Genomic DNA, 19968 nt, shown 5'->3' on the forward strand with positions numbered 1-19968 from the left:
ACCTCTTTTACTGTTTAGATTGGATATCTGTAAAGACTTCGTTGTATTTCTTAACAATATCTGATTTATTCTTGATGACATAATCATAATCTTCAGTGAGTGTTTTGATTTTGTCAATTGGTTTCATGTTTTCGCTTGTTTTGGCATTTTTACGAACAGGACGGTTAGTAGTGGTTGTACCAAGTGTATCTTGTACTTCTTGAGAGATAATAAAATCGATAAATTTCTTGGCATTTTCCATATTTTTCGCTTTTTTAACGATAGCAGCACTAGCAGGTAGGAAGACGGTTCCTTCTTTTGGATAGACTACCTTGATATTAGCTCCGTCATTTAAGAGTTTAACTGCTGGATCTTCATAAGAGAGACCAACAGCCATTTCTCCGTCAGCGACTGCTTTATAGACACCAGATGAGCTTGAACCGATTTTACCATCAATAAGTGTGAAGAGATCTTTTACATAAGACCAAGCTTTATCGTCTTTGTAACCACCTTGAGCTTGTAGCATATTTGTTAATTGAGCAAAGGCGCTAGAAGAGTTTGCTGGGTCAGCAGTTGCGATTTTTCCTTTTAGTTCAGGTTTGAGAAGGTCGCTATATCCTTCGATGTTCATGCCTTTTGTTAAATCAGGATTGACGATTAAAACACTACCATCTAGTGTATAAGGTGTAGAGTAGCCAGTTGTGTTTTGATATTCTTTGATAACATTATCATTTTCTTTTGAAGTATAGTTTTCAAAGAGTTCTCCGTGGGTAGCATATTGTGTATAAGAACCACCAAAGATGACATCAGCTACAGGAGCTTCTTTTTCTGACTCCAGTTTTTTGAAAAGCTCTCCGGTACCAGCTTGAATCAGTTCTACTTTGATACCATATTTTTCTTCAAAGGCAGGAATAGTTGCTCCGATTAAGCCCTCTGAGTTTGGTGAATAAACGACTAGCGAACCGCCGTCTCCTTTATCAGATGAACCGCCATCGGCAGATTCATTAGAAGAACAAGCAGCAAGACCAAAAAGAGCTAGTCCGCAAGCAGCATAATATATCCATTTCTTTTTCATGATGGATACCTCCGTTATGTTATTTAAGTTTATTTTAAAACAATGTAAGCGTTTTTAAAACCGATAATTCTATTCTATTAGAGTAAAATTCTCTACAAAAACGGAAGTAATCTTTTTAATTTTATAGTAGGGTTTGATAGTTAATTATTGAGTATCAAATGTTATTTTTTAGATTGGATATCTGTAAAAATATCATTGTACTTTTTAAGAATAGCGGATTTGTTCTTGATGACATAATCTGAATCTTCAGTAGCAACATTGATTTCTGTCATAGCCTTCATATTTTTATTGGTTTTAGCATTTTTACGAATAGGTCGGATTGTAGTTTCGGTTCCTAGCTTATCTTGGATTTCTTGTGAAAGGAGGAAATCGATAAACTTCTTGGCATTTTCCATGTGTTTGGCGTTTTTGACGATAGCTGCATTACCAGGTAAAAATACGGTTCCTTCTTTTGGATAAATGACTTTTACATCAACCCCATCATTTAAGAGTTTTAAAGCAGGATCTTCATAGGTAAGTCCTACAGCCATTTCTCCGTCGGCGACAGCTTTGTAAACATTTGAAGAGCTAGATGCAATCTTTCCATCTACTAGGGTAAATAGATTTTTCACATAGGTCCAAGCTTGTTCATTTTCGTATCCACCTTGATCGACAAGCATGTTTGTTAATTGTGCAAAGGCGCTAGAAGCATTACTTGGATCAGCAGTAGCAATTTTTCCTTTTAATTTAGGATTGAGTAGATCATTGTAGCCTTCAATTTTTATATCTTTTGTAAGGGATGAATTGGCAATGATGACACTGACATCAAGTGTATAAGGCGTATAGAATCCGGTTTTGTTTTGATAATCAGGGATTATCTGGTCGTTCTCTTGAGAAATATAAGGCTCAAAAAGATTTTCGTTAGAAGAGAAGAGGGCGTAGGAGCCTCCGAAAATGACATCAGCTACAGGGGATTCTTTTTCGGCCTCAGCTTTTTTGAACAATTCACCAGTGCTGGCTTGTACTAAGTCAACCTTAATACCATATTTTTCTTCGAAGGCTGGGACTGTTTCTTCGATAAGGTCTTCAGGGTTAGGCGAGTAGACAACCAAAGTGCTATCTGAATCTTTTTCAGTGCTAGTTTCCGCTTCTATAGGAGAAGAACATCCTGATAAAGAAAGGAATATCCAGCCACAAGAGAGAAAGAATAGTATTTTTTTCATAAGTATCTCCTTTTTTACGAACATTTTCTCTACCTAGATTGTTAATGTTTTTAAATTGTAGAGTCCTACAGGATATAATAAAAACCTTAAAGAAATCTAAAACGAAAAATAGGGAATGAGTTCCTAGATCAAGGATTGGTGGATTTTAGCTGAGATTTTGATGGTAATACTCTTTAAAACACGTCGCTTTATCTGCAATCTCAAAGCTATGATTTGAGTAGTTAGCACTTTGATTTTCATTGGGTAAAAGTACAAAATAAAAAGATTGCTAGAGTTGAGCAATCCTTTTACATCAATGATTTTTATCCATAAGTTTTAATTCTTTTGGAGAAATATGGAGATATTTTTTAAAAACTTTGGCAAAATATTTATAGTCTGAAAATCCAACTTGTTCAGAGATATCGCTTAAGGGAGAATTAGGAGACTCAGCCATTTTATCTATAGCTTGCTTGAGGCGGTAGCGTAAGATATATTCATTTAGCGTCATTGGGAAGTCTTCTTTGATAACCTTATATAGATAACTTTCACTATATCCTAGATTCTCTGCAATGCTAGAAATGGTAAAGTGCATGCAGTAGTGTTGGTGCACAAATTCAAGAATTTGCTGAATGATTTGGTTTTGTGTATCAATTTGTTGGATAGAGGTAAGTAAAGTTTGATATTCTTCTAAAAAAGGAGTTTCTTGACGAGTGCTAACTCGTAATCGCAAAACAATGTTTTGAAGACATTCTGTCAACTCCTTGGTATCAATTGGTTTGGATAAGAAATCAACTGCCCCATATTGCATGGCTTTTTTGGCATTTTGAAAATCGTTATAACCTGATAAGATAACTTTTTCATAGGAGAGAGTACGAGTGGCTTCGAACATCATAAAAGCATCCATAATTGGCATTGTGATGTCTGTTAAGACAATATGAGGTTCTTTTTCTTGGATGAGTTTCATTCCCTCTTGACCGTGACTGGCAGTTCCTACGACTTGGATACCTAAGGCAGAGTAGTCTACGGCAATTTCTAGCCATTTTCGGATGAGGTGTTCGTCTTCTACGATAATGAGCTTAAACATGAGTTAGTCCTTTCGTTATAAATTTGACCCAAGTTTCTCCTTGGCGATTGACTCCTAAATCTAGCTGGACATCAGAAAAGAAATTGCTCAATCGTTTATAGCTGTTAACGATGCCATGCTGGGTATGAGGGCTTTCTAAAGAGTCTAAAATAGCGAGTCGCTCTTGTTTTGTGAGTCCTCCAGCATTATCCTTGACTAAAAAAGTTAGAGAATCTGCTTCCAAGGTAATTTGGATATCAATATGAAGATCAATACGGTATTGCATCCCATATTTTATAGCATTTTCTACTAGAGGAAGCAAGAAAAGTTTAGGAATAGGCTGATTATCGACAGTTTCTGGACAGACAATATCATAAGAAAAGTGCTCAAAACGAATCTTATGAATAATTAGGTAATCCTCTATAATCTTTAAATCCTGACAAATGGTTGTTTCCTTTTCTAAATCGGTGATACTGTAGCGAAGAATGCGCGTGAGGTTTTGAATCAGGTCTTGTGTGAGAGCGGCATCCATTAAAGAAGTGATTTTAATCGTCTCAAGTGTATTGTAGAGAAAATGAGGATTGAACTGAGCTTCCAGCATTTTTCTTTCAAAAATCCACTTTTCTTTTTCTATGGTCAACATTTTCTGATGAAGTTGATCTAATTCATACAACATATTGTTGATTTTTTCTGCCATAAACTCAAACTCATCACCTGTTTGTAGAGAAAGCCTTTTTTCTGCTTGTTTGGGAATTTCTTGAAGTTGGTAAACCAAGCTTTCAATAGGAACAGCGTTGTGTGTAGCAATTTTGTGAGCAATTCGTCTTGCTTGCCAGAAGTAGAGGAAGAATATACATAAGGTGAGAATGGAGGCTAGACCAAGTAAGCTAGGAATAGGAAAGAAGGATTGAAAAGTATAGATTGAAAAAATAGCACCGACTTTTTCTTTTTGAACAATAAGCGGTTCGTTCGCATACCAGTGGGTGCGAGAGTGTAGGAGTTTTTCATCAAATTTTTCAAGAGTGGAACGAGTAAATTGATTTGTATTGTTGGAAAACATATTACCAAAGTTATCGGTAATGATGTATTTAGAATTTATCATTGGGAAACTTGAGATGAAATCATTCTCATTTACGAAAGCAATCGTATAGGCTATAACTCGTTGGTCTTGAAGTAGTGGTTTGATAAAGAGTGTGTAGTGTTGCTTGTCTGAAGAGAGAGCAATTTTTTCTGTAACTTTATCTTGAGAAGGATTTTGAATGAGCAGTTTTAGATAGTAGGGTGATAAAATACTTTCTTGGTGATTTCGATTGGTACTAAATAGTAAATCACCTGTATCACTTAGGATAATGAGGTCAGAACTAAGTTTTAATTTAGCTTTTGTCTCGTAAAATAAGCTAAAGACCTCTCTCTCTGTGTGTTTGCCATCCAAAAATCCAGGAATCATTTTATGGTTCATGGTAGTTAGGAGCTCATTATTTGCTTCTTTCATTTCTTGAACCTGTTTTACAATCTGTCTTGTATCTTTGGAGAGTTGCTGCTTTTGTAAAACATAGGAAAAACCAAAAAGTAAAATGAGTAGTAAGAGTGAGGTCACAAAGGCTGCGATAGAGCTTCTATGGAGAATTTCTTTTTGGAGAGATTTTTTAAAGGAATGAGACATCCGCTACCTCCTTGGAAGGGTTTTCTGTTATAAGTATAGCAGTTTAAAAATTCTAGAGCAAGGTAAAATAGAAAAGTATAGAATAGAACGAGACCAAATTCCCTCAAAAATGGTATAATAGTAACATCACAAAATTGGAGAGAGACCATGAGTTTTTACAATCATAAAGAAATTGAGCCTAAGTGGCAGGGCTACTGGGCAGAACATCATACATTTAAGACAGGAACAGATGCCTCAAAACCGAAGTTTTATGCGCTTGACATGTTCCCTTACCCGTCTGGAGCAGGTCTGCACGTAGGACACCCAGAAGGCTACACTGCAACCGATATCCTAAGTCGTTACAAACGTGCGCAAGGCTATAATGTCCTTCACCCAATGGGTTGGGATGCCTTTGGTTTGCCTGCAGAGCAATACGCTATGGATACGGGGAATGACCCGGCAGAATTTACAGCGGAAAACATTGCCAACTTCAAACGTCAAATCAATGCGCTTGGCTTCTCTTATGACTGGGATCGTGAGGTTAACACAACAGATCCAAACTACTATAAGTGGACGCAGTGGATCTTCACCAAGCTTTACGAAAAAGGCTTGGCCTATGAAGCGGAAGTGCCAGTAAACTGGGTTGAAGAGTTGGGAACAGCCATCGCCAACGAAGAAGTCCTTCCTGACGGAACGTCTGAGCGTGGAGGCTATCCAGTTGTCCGCAAACCGATGCGTCAATGGATGCTTAAAATCACGGCCTATGCAGAGCGATTGCTTAATGACTTGGATGAGTTGGATTGGCCAGAATCTATCAAGGATATGCAACGCAACTGGATTGGTAAATCAACTGGTGCCAATGTAACCTTTAAAGTTAAGGGAACAGACAAGGAATTCACAGTCTTTACGACTCGTCCTGACACTCTTTTCGGTGCGACTTTCACTGTCTTGGCTCCTGAGCATGACTTGGTTGACGCTATCACAAGTCCAGAGCAAGCTGAGGCAGTAGCTGACTACAAACACCAAGCTAGTCTCAAGTCTGACTTGGCTCGTACCGACCTTGCCAAGGAAAAAACAGGGGTTTGGACGGGTGCTTATGCCATCAACCCTGTCAATGGCAAGGAAATTCCAATCTGGATTGCGGACTATGTTCTTGCTAGCTATGGTACAGGTGCGGTAATGGCTGTGCCTGCCCATGACCAACGTGACTGGGAATTTGCCAAACAATTTGGCCTACCAATCGTAGAAGTGCTAGAAGGTGGAAACGTTGAAGAAGCTGCCTATACTGAAGATGGTCTTCATGTCAATTCAGACTTCCTAGATGGCCTTAACAAAGAAGTCGCTATTGCTAAAATTGTGGCTTGGTTGGAAGAGAAGGGTTGTGGACAAGAGAAGGTTACCTACCGTCTCCGCGACTGGCTCTTTAGCCGTCAACGTTACTGGGGTGAGCCAATCCCAATCATTCATTGGGAAGATGGGACTTCAACAGCTATTCCTGAAAGTGAACTCCCACTTGTCTTGCCAGTCACCAAGGATATCCGTCCTTCAGGTACTGGTGAAAGCCCATTGGCTAACTTGACTGACTGGTTGGAAGTGACGCGTGAAGATGGCGTTAAAGGTCGTCGTGAAACCAACACCATGCCACAATGGGCTGGTTCAAGCTGGTACTACCTCCGCTATATTGATCCACACAATACTGAGAAATTGGCTGATGAGGACCTCCTCAAACAATGGTTGCCAGTAGACATCTATGTGGGTGGTGCAGAGCACGCTGTACTTCACTTGCTTTACGCTCGTTTCTGGCATAAATTCCTCTATGATATCGGTGTTGTTCCAACTAAAGAACCATTCCAAAAACTCTTTAACCAAGGAATGATTTTGGGAACAAGCTACCGTGACCACCGTGGAGCTCTTGTAGCGACTGATAAGGTTGAAAAACGTGACGGTTCTTTCTTCCATGTGGAAACAGGAGAAGAGTTGGAGCAAGCACCAGCCAAGATGTCTAAATCGCTCAAGAACGTTGTCAACCCAGACGATGTGGTGGAACAATATGGTGCTGATACCCTTCGTGTTTATGAAATGTTCATGGGGCCACTCGATGCTTCCATCGCTTGGTCAGAAGAAGGTTTGGAAGGAAGCCGTAAATTCCTTGACCGTGTTTACCGTTTGATTACAAGTAAAGAAATTGTTGCGGAAAATAATGGTGCTCTTGACAAGGTTTACAATGAAACAGTCAAATCTGTTACTGAGCAAATCGAATCCATGAAATTCAACACAGCCATTGCCCAACTTATGGTCTTTGTCAACGCTGCCAACAAGGAAGACAAACTCTATGTGGACTATGCCAAAGGCTTTATCCAATTGATTGCCCCATTTGCACCTCACTTGGCAGAAGAACTCTGGCAAACAGTTACAGCAACAGGTGAGTCCATCTCTTACGTGGCTTGGCCAACTTGGGACGAAAGTAAATTGGTTGAAGACGAAATCGAAATCGTCGTCCAAATCAAAGGAAAAGTTCGTGCCAAATTGATGGTTGCTAAAGACCTATCACGCGAAGAATTGCAAGAAATTGCTCTGGCTGACGAAAAAGTCAAAGCAGAGATTGACGGTAAGGAAATCGTGAAAGTGATTGCGGTACCTAACAAGCTCGTTAATATCGTTGTGAAATAAGATAGGAATCCTTCAGAGTAGAATCTGGAGGATTTTTTATTTGACAGGAAGTTTCTGTTTTGTTAATATGATTAACAAAGGAAAGAGAGATTATGGATAAAAAAGAATTTATTGCATTTAATAATCGTTTCAATAGATTTATTTTAGCGTTTGACCAGTTAAAAAAAAATCAACATAAAAGTGGTGTTGACAAATCCATTACGTTGAATGAGGTACATTTGATTGTTGTGATTGGGAAAAATCAACCCTTAAATCTAGTAAAATTATCTGAATTATTAGAAGTTTCAAGAAGTGCAATAACTCAAAGTGTTAGGAGATTGATTCAAAAAAATTTAGTTGTTTTTGATTTTGATCCGAATAATGGGAAAAATAAATATTTGAGATTATCTGAAAAAGGCATCGAAATTTTTAAAATCCATAAGGAGCAACAAGAATATATTGAAAAATCAATCTTTTCAGTTTTAAACAACTATAGCGAGGTGGAACTTAAAACAGTTGTGAAATTGATGGATGATATTGAAAAGGTGTGGGGAGAATTACCGTGGTAAAAGTCACGGTAAATTTCAAATATAATTGTTAAGTAAATTAACAAAAAGGAGAAGATATGACTGTAAACATAGAACTGATTTCACAAACAGATTTAGCGGATGAATCTTTTTATATTGCTATTAATGGTTTAGAACCAAGGGCAATGTATTGTGTAGAAATGTACCTGTCTGATTATTACTGTATAAATGCTCCCTTGCTTTTAGATCATGATGTTATATGGAAATCAACCGCAATTTTTTTATCTGATCAGGACGGTATGATTGATACCTCTCAGACAGCATCTATTTCGGGATCTTATAAAGGAGTTTCAGAAATGGGATTATTCTTTAATGCGAAACCGTTGAAGAATAGGAAAAGGAGATTACCGAGTTCTCTTGATAGAATTCCATTACGAGATTGTTTTGGTGTTGAAATTAAAATCAGGCTGGGAAAAGATATGGTCGCGGAGCAAAGTTTTGTAAGGCGTTATATGAATCTGGGAGTAAGATATCAAGATATCTATGACAAGCATTTTCAAGGTCGATTATTTTATGATGAAAAGTTAAGAAGGGCGCCAGCCGTGATTATTGTTAGCGGTAGTGAGGGAAGAATTGAAAAAGCTCAGAATATTGCCCAACTTTTATCTTCTAGAGGCTATATTTGTCTTGCGATAGCTTATTTTGGTTTAGAGGGATTACCCCAAAATTTAGAACGAATTCCAATAGAATGTCTGGAGGAGGCGAAAGATTTTCTATATCATCATCCTCAAGTTGATAATACAAAAATAGGAATATATGGTCGCTCTAAAGGAGCAGAGCTTGTTCTGGCTGGACAAAGTATTTTGGAAGATGTGCAATGTTTGGTACTCAATTCCCCCTCAAATGTAATATTTGAGGGAATAAAGGGAAAACTCAATTCTAATTCATCTTCTTGGACATATTTACAAAAGGAACTTCCTTATCAAAAATTTCAGTTAGGAGAGTATTTGTTAAATAAGTTTTTTGGAAAACATATTCCTGAAGATAGTAGGGCTCAGATTGATGTGAGTAAAATTTCCTCCCCTTTATTATTACTAGGAAGCGATGTTGATGAAATATGGAATGCATCATCCGCGATAGATGATATCATTTCACATTATAAAGGGGAATCCATTTTGTTTAAAAAATACCATGAAACAGGGCATATGTTGACGGTTGCTTATCAACCGAATCATCGTTATCGAAAAGATTGGCGCTTATTAATGAAAGAAAGTGTAGACTCTTGGCTTGTTACGATAAATTTTTTTGATACACATCTGAAGAATTTGTAGATAGTGCTGAACCGTACTATAATAGTCCTAACTAAGATAAAAACACAGTTCTGGTTGGTAGTCCAGTCTACAAAAGCAAACACTAAAACAAGAGAAATTTGAATACAAACAGTAAAAAATAGAGAGAAGCATAAGGGACATTAACTCACTCGTTCCCATATTTGATTATTCCTCCATAAAGTGGATGGATGATTTTTATAAGAGGAGTTTGCATTATTGAATAGAAAACCAAGTGTTTCCTAAAATTTTCATTGAGATATGTTATACTATATTCAATAAGTGAATAAGGAGAAAGCTATGCCAGTAAACGAATATGGTCAGATGATTGGTGAGTCAATGGAAGGTTATACACCCGGTGCACTGCCTTCTATTGATTTCTTAGAAGGGCGTTATGCTCGAATAGAGGCTCTCTCGGTAGAAAAGCATGCGGAGGATTTGCTAGCTGTTTATGGCCCGGATACTCCTCGGGAGATGTGGACCTATCTTTTTCAGGAGCCAGTAGCAGATATGGAAGAGTTGGTTAGCATTTTAAATCAGATGTTGGCTCGTAAGGACCGTTTTTACTATGCAATCATAGACAAGGCGACTGGTAAGGCTTTGGGAACTTTTTCTCTCATGCGCATTGACCAGAATAACCGAGTGATAGAAGTGGGCGCAGTCACTTTTTCTCCAGAACTCAGGGGGACACGGATAGGGACAGAGGCTCAGTATCTTCTGGCTCGCTATGTTTTTGAGGAGCTGAACTATCGTCGTTATGAGTGGAAATGCGATGCCTTAAATCTGCCATCCAGACGAGCAGCGGAACGTTTGGGCTTTGTCTATGAAGGAACTTTCCGTCAGGCAGTGGTTTATAAGGGCCGTACGAGAGATACGGATTGGTTATCTATGATTGATAAGGACTGGCCCCAAGTCAAATCTCGTTTGGAAACGTGGTTGCGTCCTGAAAACTTTGATAAAAATGGACAGCAGTACAAGAGCTTGAGAGAACTCTAAGAGGAGTTGAGATGATTACTATTAAAAAGCAAGAAATTGTCAAGCTAGAGGATGTTTTGCATCTCTATCAGGCTGTCGGTTGGACAAATTATACCCATCAACCAGAGATGCTGGAGCAGGCCTTATCTCATTCATTAGTGATTTATCTGGCGCTTGATGGCGATGCTGTGGTGGGCTTGATTCGTTTGGTTGGAGATGGATTCTCATCAGTATTGGTTCAGGATTTAATTGTTTTACCAATCTATCAGCGTCAAGGGATTGGTAGTGCCCTAATGAAAGAGGCTTTAGAGGATTACAAAGATGCCTATCAAGTCCAGCTGGTGACAGACCAGACAGAAAGAACCTTGGTATTCTATCGTTCTTTGGGTTTTGAAGCCTTATCCACCTATAATTGTATAGGGATGACTTGGGTGAATCGAGAAAAATAATAAAACTTGTTTTTTCTTAAGCAAAGTTTAAGGATGGTCTAGTATCATATAGTCATTAAATAAAGACCTCCTAACTTTATTTAATGAAATCCTAAAACTTTTTTCATCATAATCTCCTAATGAAGTCACCCAATCAGGTGGCTTTTTTTCGTGGTGAGGTGATGGTGATAGAAATTTTTTGCAAAATAGTAAAATTTGAGAAAAGTTAAGCTAGTTTTAAGCTTCGTCTTGTATCATATAGTTATTAAATAAAGACCTCCTAACTTTATTTAATAAAATCCTAAACTTTTCTTTTTCATAATAATCTCCCTTAACTCCACCCAATCAGGTGGAGTTTTTTGGCTTTGTTCTAGGCTTTTTGGGAGTGTTCTAAACATCATTTTTCGATATTTTCAGATATTTTTCGGATTTTGGTCGGGGAATTGGCGGGGATCTTTTTAGCGAATATGACTAAGAAATAGGTTTGCTGTTACTTCGGCTACTTCAACCTCACTTTGAATGTAAGTGACTGTTAATTGAGGGACTGGAACTACTGTAATAATGATTTTGCTTGTCTAGTAGTGGCGTATTAAATGAGAAGTGACATATAAGATTGTCTCTTCGTTTACTAAATCAAAATTTCTATGAAATTGATAGAATCCCTAATTTTCTCTTAAACTTGAAAGTCTTGTTATAAAGCGGTTAAAGCTTGCAAAGCTGAGAATGTAAACCTTTGACAAAATTTGTGAACTATGGGATAATAAAAAGGAATTGAGTACTAGTTCTATATCATAGGCTAGAAAAGACCCCAAGCTCACGTCCAAATAAGCTTGGGGGTCTTTTTTGACACTATTTGTCCTTGTTTAGCCATTTATCGACTAAGCGAAGAACGACACCGACCACAATTGGTCCGATGATAGTTTTGAGTACTAATTCCATCATGGGCTATCTCACCTCCTTTCGTAGGCGGTGTAGAAGTGCCGATGAATATTATACCACATAAATGCTAAACTTGGGGGTCACCTAATCAGGTGGCTTTTTTGTTTGTGGCTTGGATTTTTGATATAATAGAGCCATGAGTAGAATTTTAGACAATGAGATAATGGGGGACGAGGAGTTAGTGGAACGCACGCTCCGTCCTCAGTATTTACGTGAATATATTGGGCAGGATAAAGTCAAGGACCAGCTCGAAATCTTTATCGAAGCTGCCAAAATGCGGGATGAGGCGCTGGATCATGTCCTCTTATTTGGACCTCCAGGTCTGGGGAAAACGACCATGGCTTTTGTAATTGCCAATGAACTGGGAGTAAATCTTAAGCAGACTTCGGGTCCAGTCATTGAAAAAGCCGGTGATTTGGTAGCGATTTTGAATGACTTAGAGCCTGGGGATGTTCTCTTTATTGATGAGATTCATCGTTTGCCAATGTCAGTGGAAGAGGTGCTTTATAGTGCCATGGAGGACTTCTACATTGATATCATGATTGGGGCTGGTGAAGGCAGTCGCAGTGTTCATTTGGAGTTGCCACCTTTCACTTTGATTGGTGCGACGACTCGGGCTGGTATGCTCTCAAATCCGCTACGGGCACGTTTTGGAATTACAGGTCACATGGAGTATTATGCCCATGCTGACTTGACGGAAATTGTTGAGCGGACGGCAGATATTTTTGAGATGGAAATCACTCATGAGGCAGCATCTGAATTAGCCCTACGTAGTCGTGGAACCCCTCGTATTGCCAATCGTCTCCTCAAACGCGTGCGCGATTTTGCCCAGATTATGGGGAATGGGGTTATCGATGATCTTATTACTGATAAGGCTTTGACTATGCTGGATGTTGACCATGAAGGTCTGGACTATGTGGACCAGAAAATCCTTCGCACCATGATTGAGATGTACGGTGGTGGTCCTGTTGGTCTAGGAACTCTTTCTGTTAACATAGCAGAAGAGCGTGAGACAGTTGAAGACATGTATGAGCCCTACTTGATTCAAAAAGGTTTTATCATGCGGACACGTTCTGGACGGGTGGCGACTGCTAAGGCATATGAGCATTTAGGGTATGAATATATTGAAAAATAAGGCTGAAATTTTAGACTCTTTCAGAGAAAATCCGGATATGATGGCTATTTTGACTATCATCCGAAACCTTGGTCTGAAAGATTCTTGGTTGGCAGCAGGTTCTGTCAGAAATTTTATCTGGAATCTCTTGTCAGAGAGACCAGCATTTGATCTTGAAACAGATGTAGATGTGATTTTCTTTGATCCGGATATTTCTTATGAGGAAACCTTGTTCCTAGAGAAAAAGTTGAGAGCGGATTTTCCTCAGTATCAGTGGGAATTGAAAAATCAAGTCTATATGCACCAGCACAGCCCTCATACTGCTCCCTATAGCAGCTCTTGTGATGCTATGAGTAAGTATCCAGAACGATGTACGGCTGTTGGACTGCGCTTGAATGAAAAATCCGTTTTGGAACTCTTTACTCCATACGGTTTGGAGGATATTTTGAATTTTCAAGTTCGTCCAACTCCTCATTTTTTAGAGAATCAAGACCGAATGGTTCTCTATCAAACACGATTATCCAAGAAAAATTGGCAGGAGAAATGGAAAAATTTGATTTTTAAAAATACTTAAGGAAACTTTAAGCTAGGAAGTGTATACTAAGTTCATAAGTTAAGAAGATCTTAACTTAAACTCCTAAAACTTTTTCATAATAATCTCCCTATAAAAAATAGAGTCGCCCAATCAGGTGGCTTATTTTTTTGAAAAATGGGCTTGGTGCCTGAGAATAAATAGCTTAGTGATAGAAGAAAATAGGGAAATATGGTATAATGAAACGATAGATTTTTGAATAGGAATAAGATCATGTTTGGATTTTTTAAGAAAGATAAGGCTGTGGAAGTAGAGGTTCCGACACAGGTTCCTGCTCATATCGGCATCATCATGGATGGCAATGGCCGTTGGGCTAAAAAACGTATGCAACCGCGAGTTTTTGGACACAAGGCGGGCATGGAAGCATTGCAAACTGTGACCAAGGCAGCTAACAAACTAGGCGTTAAGGTTATTACGGTCTATGCTTTTTCTACGGAAAACTGGACCCGTCCAGATCAGGAAGTCAAGTTTATCATGAACTTGCCAGTAGAGTTTTATGATAATTATGTCCCGGAATTGCATGCGAATAATGTTAAGATTCAAATGATTGGGGAGACAGACCGCCTGCCTAAGCAGACTTTTGATGCTTTAACCAAGGCTGAGGAATTGACTAAGAACAACACAGGTTTGATACTTAATTTCGCCCTCAACTATGGTGGACGTGCTGAGATTACACAGGCTCTTAAGTTGATTTCCCAGGATGTGTTAGATGCCAAAATCAACCCAGGTGACATCACAGAGGAATTGATTGGCAACTATCTCTTCACCCAGCATTTGCCTAAGGAGTTACGAGACCCAGACTTGATTATTCGGACTAGTGGAGAATTGCGTTTGAGCAATTTCCTTCCATGGCAGGGAGCCTACAGTGAGCTCTATTTTACAGATACCTTGTGGCCTGATTTTGACGAGGTGGCCTTGCAGGAAGCCATTCTTGCCTACAATCGTCGTCATCGCCGATTTGGAGGAGTTTAGGAGGAAATATGACACAGGATTTACAGAAAAGAACCTTGTTTGCAGGGATTGCCCTGGCTATTTTCCTACCAATTTTAATGATTGGGGGCCTCTTGCTTCAGATAGCAATTGGAATCATAGCCATGCTAGCCATGCATGAACTTTTGAAGATGAGAGGTCTAGAGACCATGACGATGGAGGGCCTCTTGACCCTCTTTGCAACCTTTGCCTTGACCATTCCCTTGGAGAATTATCTGACTTTTTTACCAGTTGATGGGAATGTGGTTGCCTATAGTGTTTTGATTTCAATCATGTTAGGAACGACCGTTTTTAGCAAGTCTTATACGATTGAGGACGCTGTTTTCCCTCTTGCTATGAGTTTCTATGTTGGCTTTGGATTTAATGCTTTACTAGATGCTCGTGTTGCGGGTTTAGACAAGGCGCTCTTGGCCTTGTGTATTGTCTGGGCGACAGACAGTGGTGCCTATCTTGTTGGGATGAACTATGGTAAACGGAAATTAGCTCCGACAGTTTCTCCAAATAAAACCTTTGAGGGTGCCTTGGGTGGTATTTTAGGTGCTATTTTAGTAACCATCATCTTTATGATGTTTGACAATACAGTTGCTCTTCCGTATGGAATTTACAAGATGTCAGTCTTTGCTATTTTCTTTAGCATAGCTGGACAATTTGGTGATTTACTAGAAAGTTCGATTAAGCGTCACTTTGGTGTCAAGGATTCTGGGAAATTTATCCCTGGACATGGTGGTGTTTTGGATCGTTTCGATAGTATGTTGCTTGTATTTCCAATCATGCACTTATTTGGACTCTTTTAATCAAAAGACGGAGGAAATACTATGCTCGGAATTTTAACCTTTATTCTGGTTTTTGGGATTATTGTAGTGGTGCACGAGTTCGGGCACTTCTACTTTGCTAAGAAATCAGGGATTCTAGTGCGTGAATTTGCCATCGGTATGGGACCCAAAATCTTTGCTCATATTGGCAAGGATGGGACAGCCTATACCATTCGGATCTTGCCTCTAGGTGGCTATGTCCGTATGGCCGGTTGGGGTGATGATACAACTGAAATCAAGACAGGAACTCCTGTCAGTTTGACGCTTACTGATGATGGTAAGGTTAAACGCATCAATCTCTCAGGTAAAAAATTGGATCAAACAGCTCTTCCTATGCAGGTGACCCAGTTTGACTTTGAAGACAAGCTCTTTATCAAAGGATTGGTTCTGGAAGAAGAAAAAACATTTGCAGTGGATCACGACGCAACGGTTGTGGAAGCAGATGGAACTGAGGTTCGGATTGCACCTTTAGATGTACAATATCAAAATGCGACTATCTGGGGGAAACTCATTACTAATTTTGCAGGTCCTATGAACAACTTCATCTTAGGTGTCGTTGTTTTCTGGATTTTAATCTTCATGCAGGGTGGTGTCAGAGATGTCGATACCAACCAGTTCCATATTATGCCTCAAGGGGCTTTGGCTAAGGTAGGAGTACCAGAAACGGCACAAATTACCAAGATTGGCTCACATGAGGTTAGCAACTGGGAAAGTTTGATTCAGGCTGTGGAATCAGAAACCAAAGATAAGACGGCCCCGACCTTGGATGTGACTATTTCTGAAAAGGGGAGTGACAAACAAGTCACTGTTACTCCGGAAGAAAGTCAAGGCCGTTACCTTCTAGGTGTTCAACCGGGGATTAAGTCAGATTTTGTATCTATGTTTGTAGGTGGTTTTACAACTGCTGCTGACTCGGCCCTCCGAATTCTCTCAGAACTGAAAAATCTGATTTTCCAACCGGATTTGAACAAGCTAGGTGGACCTGTTGCCATCTTTAAGGCAAGTAGTGATGCTGCTAAAAATGGAATTGAGAATGTCTTGTACTTCTTGGCAGTGATTTCCATCAATATCGGGATTTTTAACCTTATTCCGATTCCAGCTCTGGATGGTGGTAAGATTGTGCTCAATATTCTGGAAGCTATTCGCCGTAAACCATTGAAACAAGAAATTGAAACCTATGTCACCTTGGCCGGAGTGGTCATCATGGTTGTCTTGATGATTGCTGTGACCTGGAATGACATTATGCGACTCTTTTTTAGATAATCGAGGAATATTATGAAACAAAGTAAAATGCCTATCCCAACGCTTCGCGAAATGCCAAGCGATGCTCAAGTTATCAGCCATGCTCTTATGTTGCGAGCTGGTTATGTTCGCCAAGTATCTGCAGGTGTTTATTCTTACCTACCACTTGCCAACCGTGTGATTGAAAAAGCTAAAAATATCATGCGCCAAGAATTCGACAAGATTGGTGCCGTTGAGATGTTGGCTCCTGCCCTTCTTAGTGCAGAATTGTGGCGCGAATCAGGTCGTTACGAAACTTATGGTGAGGACCTTTATAAACTAAAAAACCGTGAAAAATCAGACTTTATCCTAGGTCCAACTCACGAAGAAACCTTTACAGCTATTGTCCGTGATTCTGTTAAGTCTTACAAGCAATTGCCACTTAATCTTTATCAAATCCAGCCTAAGTATCGTGATGAAAAACGCCCACGTAATGGACTTCTCCGTACACGTGAGTTTATCATGAAGGATGCTTACAGTTTCCACGCTAACTATGATAGCTTGGACAGTGTTTACGATGAGTACAAGGCTGCTTATGAGCGTATTTTCACTCGTAGTGGTTTAGACTTCAAGGCTATCATTGGTGACGGTGGAGCCATGGGTGGTAAGGATAGCCAAGAATTTATGGCCATTACACCTGCTCGTACAGACCTTGACCGCTGGGTTGTCTTGGACAAGTCAGTTGCCTCATTTGATGAAATTCCTGCAGAAGTGCAAGAAGAAATCAAGGCAGAATTGCTTAAATGGATGGTTTCTGGTGAGGATACCATTGCTTACTCAAGTGAATCTAGCTATGCAGCCAACTTGGAAATGGCAACAAACGAGTACAAACCAAGCAACCGTGTTGTCGCTGAAGAAGAAGTGACTCGTGTTGCAACACCAGATGTTAAATCAATCGATGAAGTTGCAGCCTTCCTCAACGTTCCAGAAGAACAAACAATTAAAACTCTCTTCTACATGGCAGATGGTGAGCTTGTTGCAGCCCTTCTAGTTGGAAATGATCAACTTAACGAAGTCAAGTTGAAAAACCACTTGGGAGCAGATTTCTTTGACGTTGCTAGCGAAGAAGAAGTAGCAAGTGTTGTGCAAGCAGGATTTGGTTCACTTGGGCCAGTTGGTTTGCCAGAGAATGTTAAAATCATTGCAGACCGTAAGGTGCAAGATGTTCGAAATGCAGTTGTGGGTGCTAACGAAGATGGCTACCACTTGACTGGTGTGAACCCAGGTCGTGATTTTACTGCAGACTATGTGGATATCCGTGAAGTTCGTGAGGGTGAAATTTCACCAGACGGACAAGGTGTTCTTAACTTTGCGCGTGGTATTGAAATTGGTCACATCTTCAAACTCGGTACTCGCTATTCAGCAAGTATGGGAGCAGATGTTTTGGATGAAAATGGCCGTGCTGTGCCAATTATCATGGGATGTTACGGTATCGGTGTCAGCCGTCTCCTTTCAGCAGTGATGGAGCAACACGCTCGCCTCTTTGTTAATAAGACACCAAAAGGTGAATATCGTTACGCTTGGGGAATCAACTTCCCTAAAGAATTGGCGCCATTTGATGTTCACTTGATCACTGTCAATATCAAGGACGAAGAAGCGCAAGCCTTGACAGAAAAGCTTGAAGCAAGTTTGATGGGAGCTGGTTACGAAGTTTTGACAGACGACCGTAACGAACGTGTCGGAGTCAAATTCAGTGATAGCGACTTGATTGGATTGCCAATTCGTATCACTGTTGGGAAGAAAGCGGCCGATGGCATCGTAGAAGTTAAGATTAAAGCGACTGGTGACACCATCGAAGTTCATGCAGATAACTTGCTCGAAACGCTTGAAATCCTTAGTAAGAAATAAAAACTATAATCAGAAGAAAAACAAGGAAAAAATGTAACTAGTTTTTACCTTGTTTTTTCTGTATAATGGGAAAAATGAGTAGATAAAGAGGTAAATGTATGCTAAGATTTCCAAAGGATTTTGTCTGGGGATCCTCTACTTCTGGACCACAAACAGAAGGACGTGTAGCTGGTGACGGTAAGGGAGATAATCTCTGGGATTATTGGTACCAAGTGGAGCCAAATCGTTACTATAATGGGATTGGTCCAGATAAAACATCAACCTTTTATGAAAACTGGGAAAAGGATATTGACCTCTTGTTAGAAACTGGTCACACGGCCTTTCGGACTTCTATTCAGTGGTCACGGATTTTTCCACAAGGGCGTGGGGAAGTCAATCCTCAAGGTGTAGACTTTTACCGTAAGGTTTTTGAGGCTATTAAGGCCAAAGGGATTCGTCTTTTAGTCAATCTTTATCATTTTGATTTGCCTTTTGCCCTTCAAGAGGATGGTGATGGTTGGGAAAATAAGGCAACTGTCTCAGCCTATGAAGACTATGCTCGTTTTTGTTTTGAGACTTATGCAGATTTAGTGGATCAATGGATTACCTTTAACGAGCCAATCGTTCCAGTAGAATTTGGCTATTTTTACGATGCCCATTATCCACATAAGGTGGATGCAGAGGCAGCCGTTAAAGTAGCTTATCATACACAATTGGCCAGCAGTCGGGCGGTCAAGGCCTGCCATGAACTCTTGCCTGATTCCAAGATTGGGATTGTCTTAAACTTGACACCGGCTTATCCACGTAGCCAGCATCCTGCTGATGTTAAGGCAGCTCGCATTTCGGACCTTTTTCAAGCTCAATCTTTCTTAGATCCGTCCGTTTTGGGTACTTATCCACAGGAGTTAGTAGAAATCTTGCATGAACACGGTCTCTTGCCTGATGCTACAGAGGAGGAGTTGGATCTCATTCGTGACAATACGGTGGACTTCCTTGGTGTCAACTACTATCAACCTTTGCGTGTTATGGCTCCTCGATTTGCTAAGCATCCAGAAAGTCCACTCTTACCAGAACATTTTTACGAGCCTTATGTGATGCCTGGACGTAAAATCAATCCTCATCGTGGGTGGGAGATTTATGAGCAAGGGATTTATGACATTGCACAAAATATCAAGGAAAATTATGGCAATATTGAGTGGATGTTGACAGAGAATGGTATGGGTGTTGAAGGGGAAGAAAAATTCCGTGAGAATGGAATGATTCAAGATGATTACCGTATTGACTTTGTAAAAGGTCATCTTCGCGAACTTCACCGTGCTATTGAAGATGGAGCCAACTGTAAAGGATACTTAATCTGGACCTTTATCGATTGCTGGTCATGGCTCAATAGCTATAAAAATCGCTATGGCTTGGTCGAATTAGACTTGGAAACGCAAGAACGTCGTCTGAAGAAATCAGGGCACTGGTTCAAGGAATTAAGCGACAATAATGGATTTTAAAAAGGACTCTGACTGATTATCCTAATTGGTCAGAGCTTTTTTGAATACAGAAGGGTAATTTGAACTA

At 39.8% G+C, this 19968-nt stretch carries 17 protein-coding genes; 12 read left to right on the forward strand and 5 right to left on the reverse strand.

Annotated features, from left to right (window positions below):
* Positions 1 to 7: 7 nt before the first annotated feature.
* From FQT24_RS09060 to FQT24_RS09075, 4 genes are all read right to left on the reverse strand, one after another.
* Positions 8 to 1054: an ABC transporter substrate-binding protein gene (locus tag FQT24_RS09060; RefSeq protein ID WP_143952784.1), complete on the reverse strand. Its 1047-nt coding sequence runs from the start codon at positions 1052 to 1054 to the stop codon at positions 8 to 10.
* Positions 1055 to 1215: 161 nt separating this feature from the next.
* Positions 1216 to 2256 carry an ABC transporter substrate-binding protein gene (locus FQT24_RS09065; RefSeq protein ID WP_143952785.1) on the reverse strand — a complete coding sequence of 347 codons (1041 nt, stop codon included), beginning with the start codon at positions 2254 to 2256 and terminating at the stop codon, positions 1216 to 1218.
* A 292-nt stretch (positions 2257 to 2548) separates the two neighbouring features.
* On the reverse strand, positions 2549 to 3319 hold the full coding sequence (locus FQT24_RS09070) for a response regulator transcription factor (protein ID WP_143952786.1): 771 nt from the start codon (positions 3317 to 3319) through the stop codon (positions 2549 to 2551).
* Positions 3312 to 4961: a sensor histidine kinase gene (locus FQT24_RS09075; RefSeq protein WP_143952787.1), complete on the reverse strand. Its 1650-nt coding sequence runs from the start codon at positions 4959 to 4961 to the stop codon at positions 3312 to 3314. Before FQT24_RS09075 ends, FQT24_RS09070 begins: the two co-directional genes overlap by 8 nt.
* Before the next feature lie 147 nt (positions 4962 to 5108).
* Here FQT24_RS09075 and leuS point away from each other — a divergent pair, with 147 nt between their 5' ends.
* From leuS to FQT24_RS09100, 5 genes are all read left to right on the forward strand, one after another.
* Complete coding sequence (gene leuS, locus FQT24_RS09080) at positions 5109 to 7610, forward strand: leucine--tRNA ligase (protein WP_143952788.1); 2502 nt, start codon at positions 5109 to 5111, stop codon at positions 7608 to 7610.
* Between the two features lie 92 nt (positions 7611 to 7702).
* Positions 7703 to 8158, forward strand: coding sequence for a MarR family winged helix-turn-helix transcriptional regulator (locus FQT24_RS09085; RefSeq protein ID WP_125415555.1), 456 nt, complete (start codon positions 7703 to 7705; stop codon positions 8156 to 8158).
* A gap of 56 nt (positions 8159 to 8214) precedes the next feature.
* Entirely contained in the window at positions 8215 to 9447 is a 1233-nt protein-coding gene (locus FQT24_RS09090; RefSeq protein WP_143952789.1) for an acyl-CoA thioesterase/BAAT N-terminal domain-containing protein, read from the forward strand.
* Positions 9448 to 9744: 297 nt separating this feature from the next.
* A complete protein-coding gene (locus tag FQT24_RS09095) occupies positions 9745 to 10440 on the forward strand; it encodes a GNAT family N-acetyltransferase (protein WP_143952790.1) in 696 nt (231 codons plus the stop codon).
* 11 nt (positions 10441 to 10451) lie between these two features.
* Positions 10452 to 10868, forward strand: coding sequence for a GNAT family N-acetyltransferase (locus FQT24_RS09100; RefSeq protein WP_143952791.1), 417 nt, complete (start codon positions 10452 to 10454; stop codon positions 10866 to 10868).
* An 828-nt stretch (positions 10869 to 11696) separates the two neighbouring features.
* On the opposite strand, the gene FQT24_RS09105 is transcribed toward FQT24_RS09100, so the two are convergent.
* Positions 11697 to 11789 carry a type I toxin-antitoxin system Fst family toxin gene (locus tag FQT24_RS09105; RefSeq protein ID WP_000970382.1) on the reverse strand — a complete coding sequence of 31 codons (93 nt, stop codon included), beginning with the start codon at positions 11787 to 11789 and terminating at the stop codon, positions 11697 to 11699.
* A 133-nt stretch (positions 11790 to 11922) separates the two neighbouring features.
* On the opposite strand from FQT24_RS09105, the gene ruvB reads away from it, so the two are divergent.
* From ruvB to bglA, 7 genes are all read left to right on the forward strand, one after another.
* Positions 11923 to 12921, forward strand: a complete 999-nt coding sequence (gene ruvB / locus FQT24_RS09110; protein WP_143952792.1) for a Holliday junction branch migration DNA helicase RuvB — start codon at positions 11923 to 11925, stop codon at positions 12919 to 12921.
* Positions 12902 to 13474, forward strand: a complete 573-nt coding sequence (locus tag FQT24_RS09115) for a nucleotidyltransferase family protein (protein ID WP_045612346.1) — start codon at positions 12902 to 12904, stop codon at positions 13472 to 13474. Before ruvB ends, FQT24_RS09115 begins: the two co-directional genes overlap by 20 nt.
* A 231-nt stretch (positions 13475 to 13705) precedes the next feature.
* A complete protein-coding gene (locus FQT24_RS09120) occupies positions 13706 to 14464 on the forward strand; it encodes an isoprenyl transferase (RefSeq protein WP_143952793.1) in 759 nt (252 codons plus the stop codon).
* A gap of 8 nt (positions 14465 to 14472) precedes the next feature.
* Positions 14473 to 15276: a phosphatidate cytidylyltransferase gene (locus FQT24_RS09125; protein WP_033689427.1), complete on the forward strand. Its 804-nt coding sequence runs from the start codon at positions 14473 to 14475 to the stop codon at positions 15274 to 15276.
* A 21-nt stretch (positions 15277 to 15297) separates the two neighbouring features.
* Complete coding sequence (gene rseP / locus FQT24_RS09130; RefSeq protein ID WP_084862787.1) at positions 15298 to 16557, forward strand: RIP metalloprotease RseP; 1260 nt, start codon at positions 15298 to 15300, stop codon at positions 16555 to 16557.
* Between the two features lie 12 nt (positions 16558 to 16569).
* Complete coding sequence (locus FQT24_RS09135) at positions 16570 to 18423, forward strand: proline--tRNA ligase (protein WP_143952794.1); 1854 nt, start codon at positions 16570 to 16572, stop codon at positions 18421 to 18423.
* Positions 18424 to 18521: 98 nt separating this feature from the next.
* The gene (bglA, locus tag FQT24_RS09140) at positions 18522 to 19901 is read left to right on the forward strand and encodes a 6-phospho-beta-glucosidase (RefSeq protein WP_143952795.1); all 1380 of its coding nucleotides are present in this window, start codon (positions 18522 to 18524) and stop codon (positions 19899 to 19901) included.
* Positions 19902 to 19968: the final 67 nt, after the last annotated feature.

This window comes from Streptococcus mitis (assembly GCF_901542415.1).
GTDB classification, from domain to species: domain Bacteria; phylum Bacillota; class Bacilli; order Lactobacillales; family Streptococcaceae; genus Streptococcus; species Streptococcus mitis_BL.

Bases quoted from the DNA above. Each gene is read 5' to 3' on its own strand.
- FQT24_RS09060 (WP_143952784.1), bottom strand. From the start codon at position 1,054: ATGAAAAAGAAATGGATATATTATGCTGCTTGCGGACTAGCTCTTTTT.
- FQT24_RS09065 (WP_143952785.1), bottom strand. From the start codon at position 2,256: ATGAAAAAAATACTATTCTTTCTCTCTTGTGGCTGGATATTCCTTTCT.
- FQT24_RS09070 (WP_143952786.1), bottom strand. From the start codon at position 3,319: ATGTTTAAGCTCATTATCGTAGAAGACGAACACCTCATCCGAAAATGG.
- FQT24_RS09075 (WP_143952787.1), bottom strand. From the start codon at position 4,961: ATGTCTCATTCCTTTAAAAAATCTCTCCAAAAAGAAATTCTCCATAGA.
- leuS (WP_143952788.1), top strand. From the start codon at position 5,109: ATGAGTTTTTACAATCATAAAGAAATTGAGCCTAAGTGGCAGGGCTAC.
- FQT24_RS09085 (WP_125415555.1), top strand. From the start codon at position 7,703: ATGGATAAAAAAGAATTTATTGCATTTAATAATCGTTTCAATAGATTT.
- FQT24_RS09090 (WP_143952789.1), top strand. From the start codon at position 8,215: ATGACTGTAAACATAGAACTGATTTCACAAACAGATTTAGCGGATGAA.
- FQT24_RS09095 (WP_143952790.1), top strand. From the start codon at position 9,745: ATGCCAGTAAACGAATATGGTCAGATGATTGGTGAGTCAATGGAAGGT.
- FQT24_RS09100 (WP_143952791.1), top strand. From the start codon at position 10,452: ATGATTACTATTAAAAAGCAAGAAATTGTCAAGCTAGAGGATGTTTTG.
- FQT24_RS09105 (WP_000970382.1), bottom strand. From the start codon at position 11,789: ATGATGGAATTAGTACTCAAAACTATCATCGGACCAATTGTGGTCGGT.
- ruvB (WP_143952792.1), top strand. From the start codon at position 11,923: ATGAGTAGAATTTTAGACAATGAGATAATGGGGGACGAGGAGTTAGTG.
- FQT24_RS09115 (WP_045612346.1), top strand. From the start codon at position 12,902: ATGAATATATTGAAAAATAAGGCTGAAATTTTAGACTCTTTCAGAGAA.
- FQT24_RS09120 (WP_143952793.1), top strand. From the start codon at position 13,706: ATGTTTGGATTTTTTAAGAAAGATAAGGCTGTGGAAGTAGAGGTTCCG.
- FQT24_RS09125 (WP_033689427.1), top strand. From the start codon at position 14,473: ATGACACAGGATTTACAGAAAAGAACCTTGTTTGCAGGGATTGCCCTG.
- rseP (WP_084862787.1), top strand. From the start codon at position 15,298: ATGCTCGGAATTTTAACCTTTATTCTGGTTTTTGGGATTATTGTAGTG.
- FQT24_RS09135 (WP_143952794.1), top strand. From the start codon at position 16,570: ATGAAACAAAGTAAAATGCCTATCCCAACGCTTCGCGAAATGCCAAGC.
- bglA (WP_143952795.1), top strand. From the start codon at position 18,522: ATGCTAAGATTTCCAAAGGATTTTGTCTGGGGATCCTCTACTTCTGGA.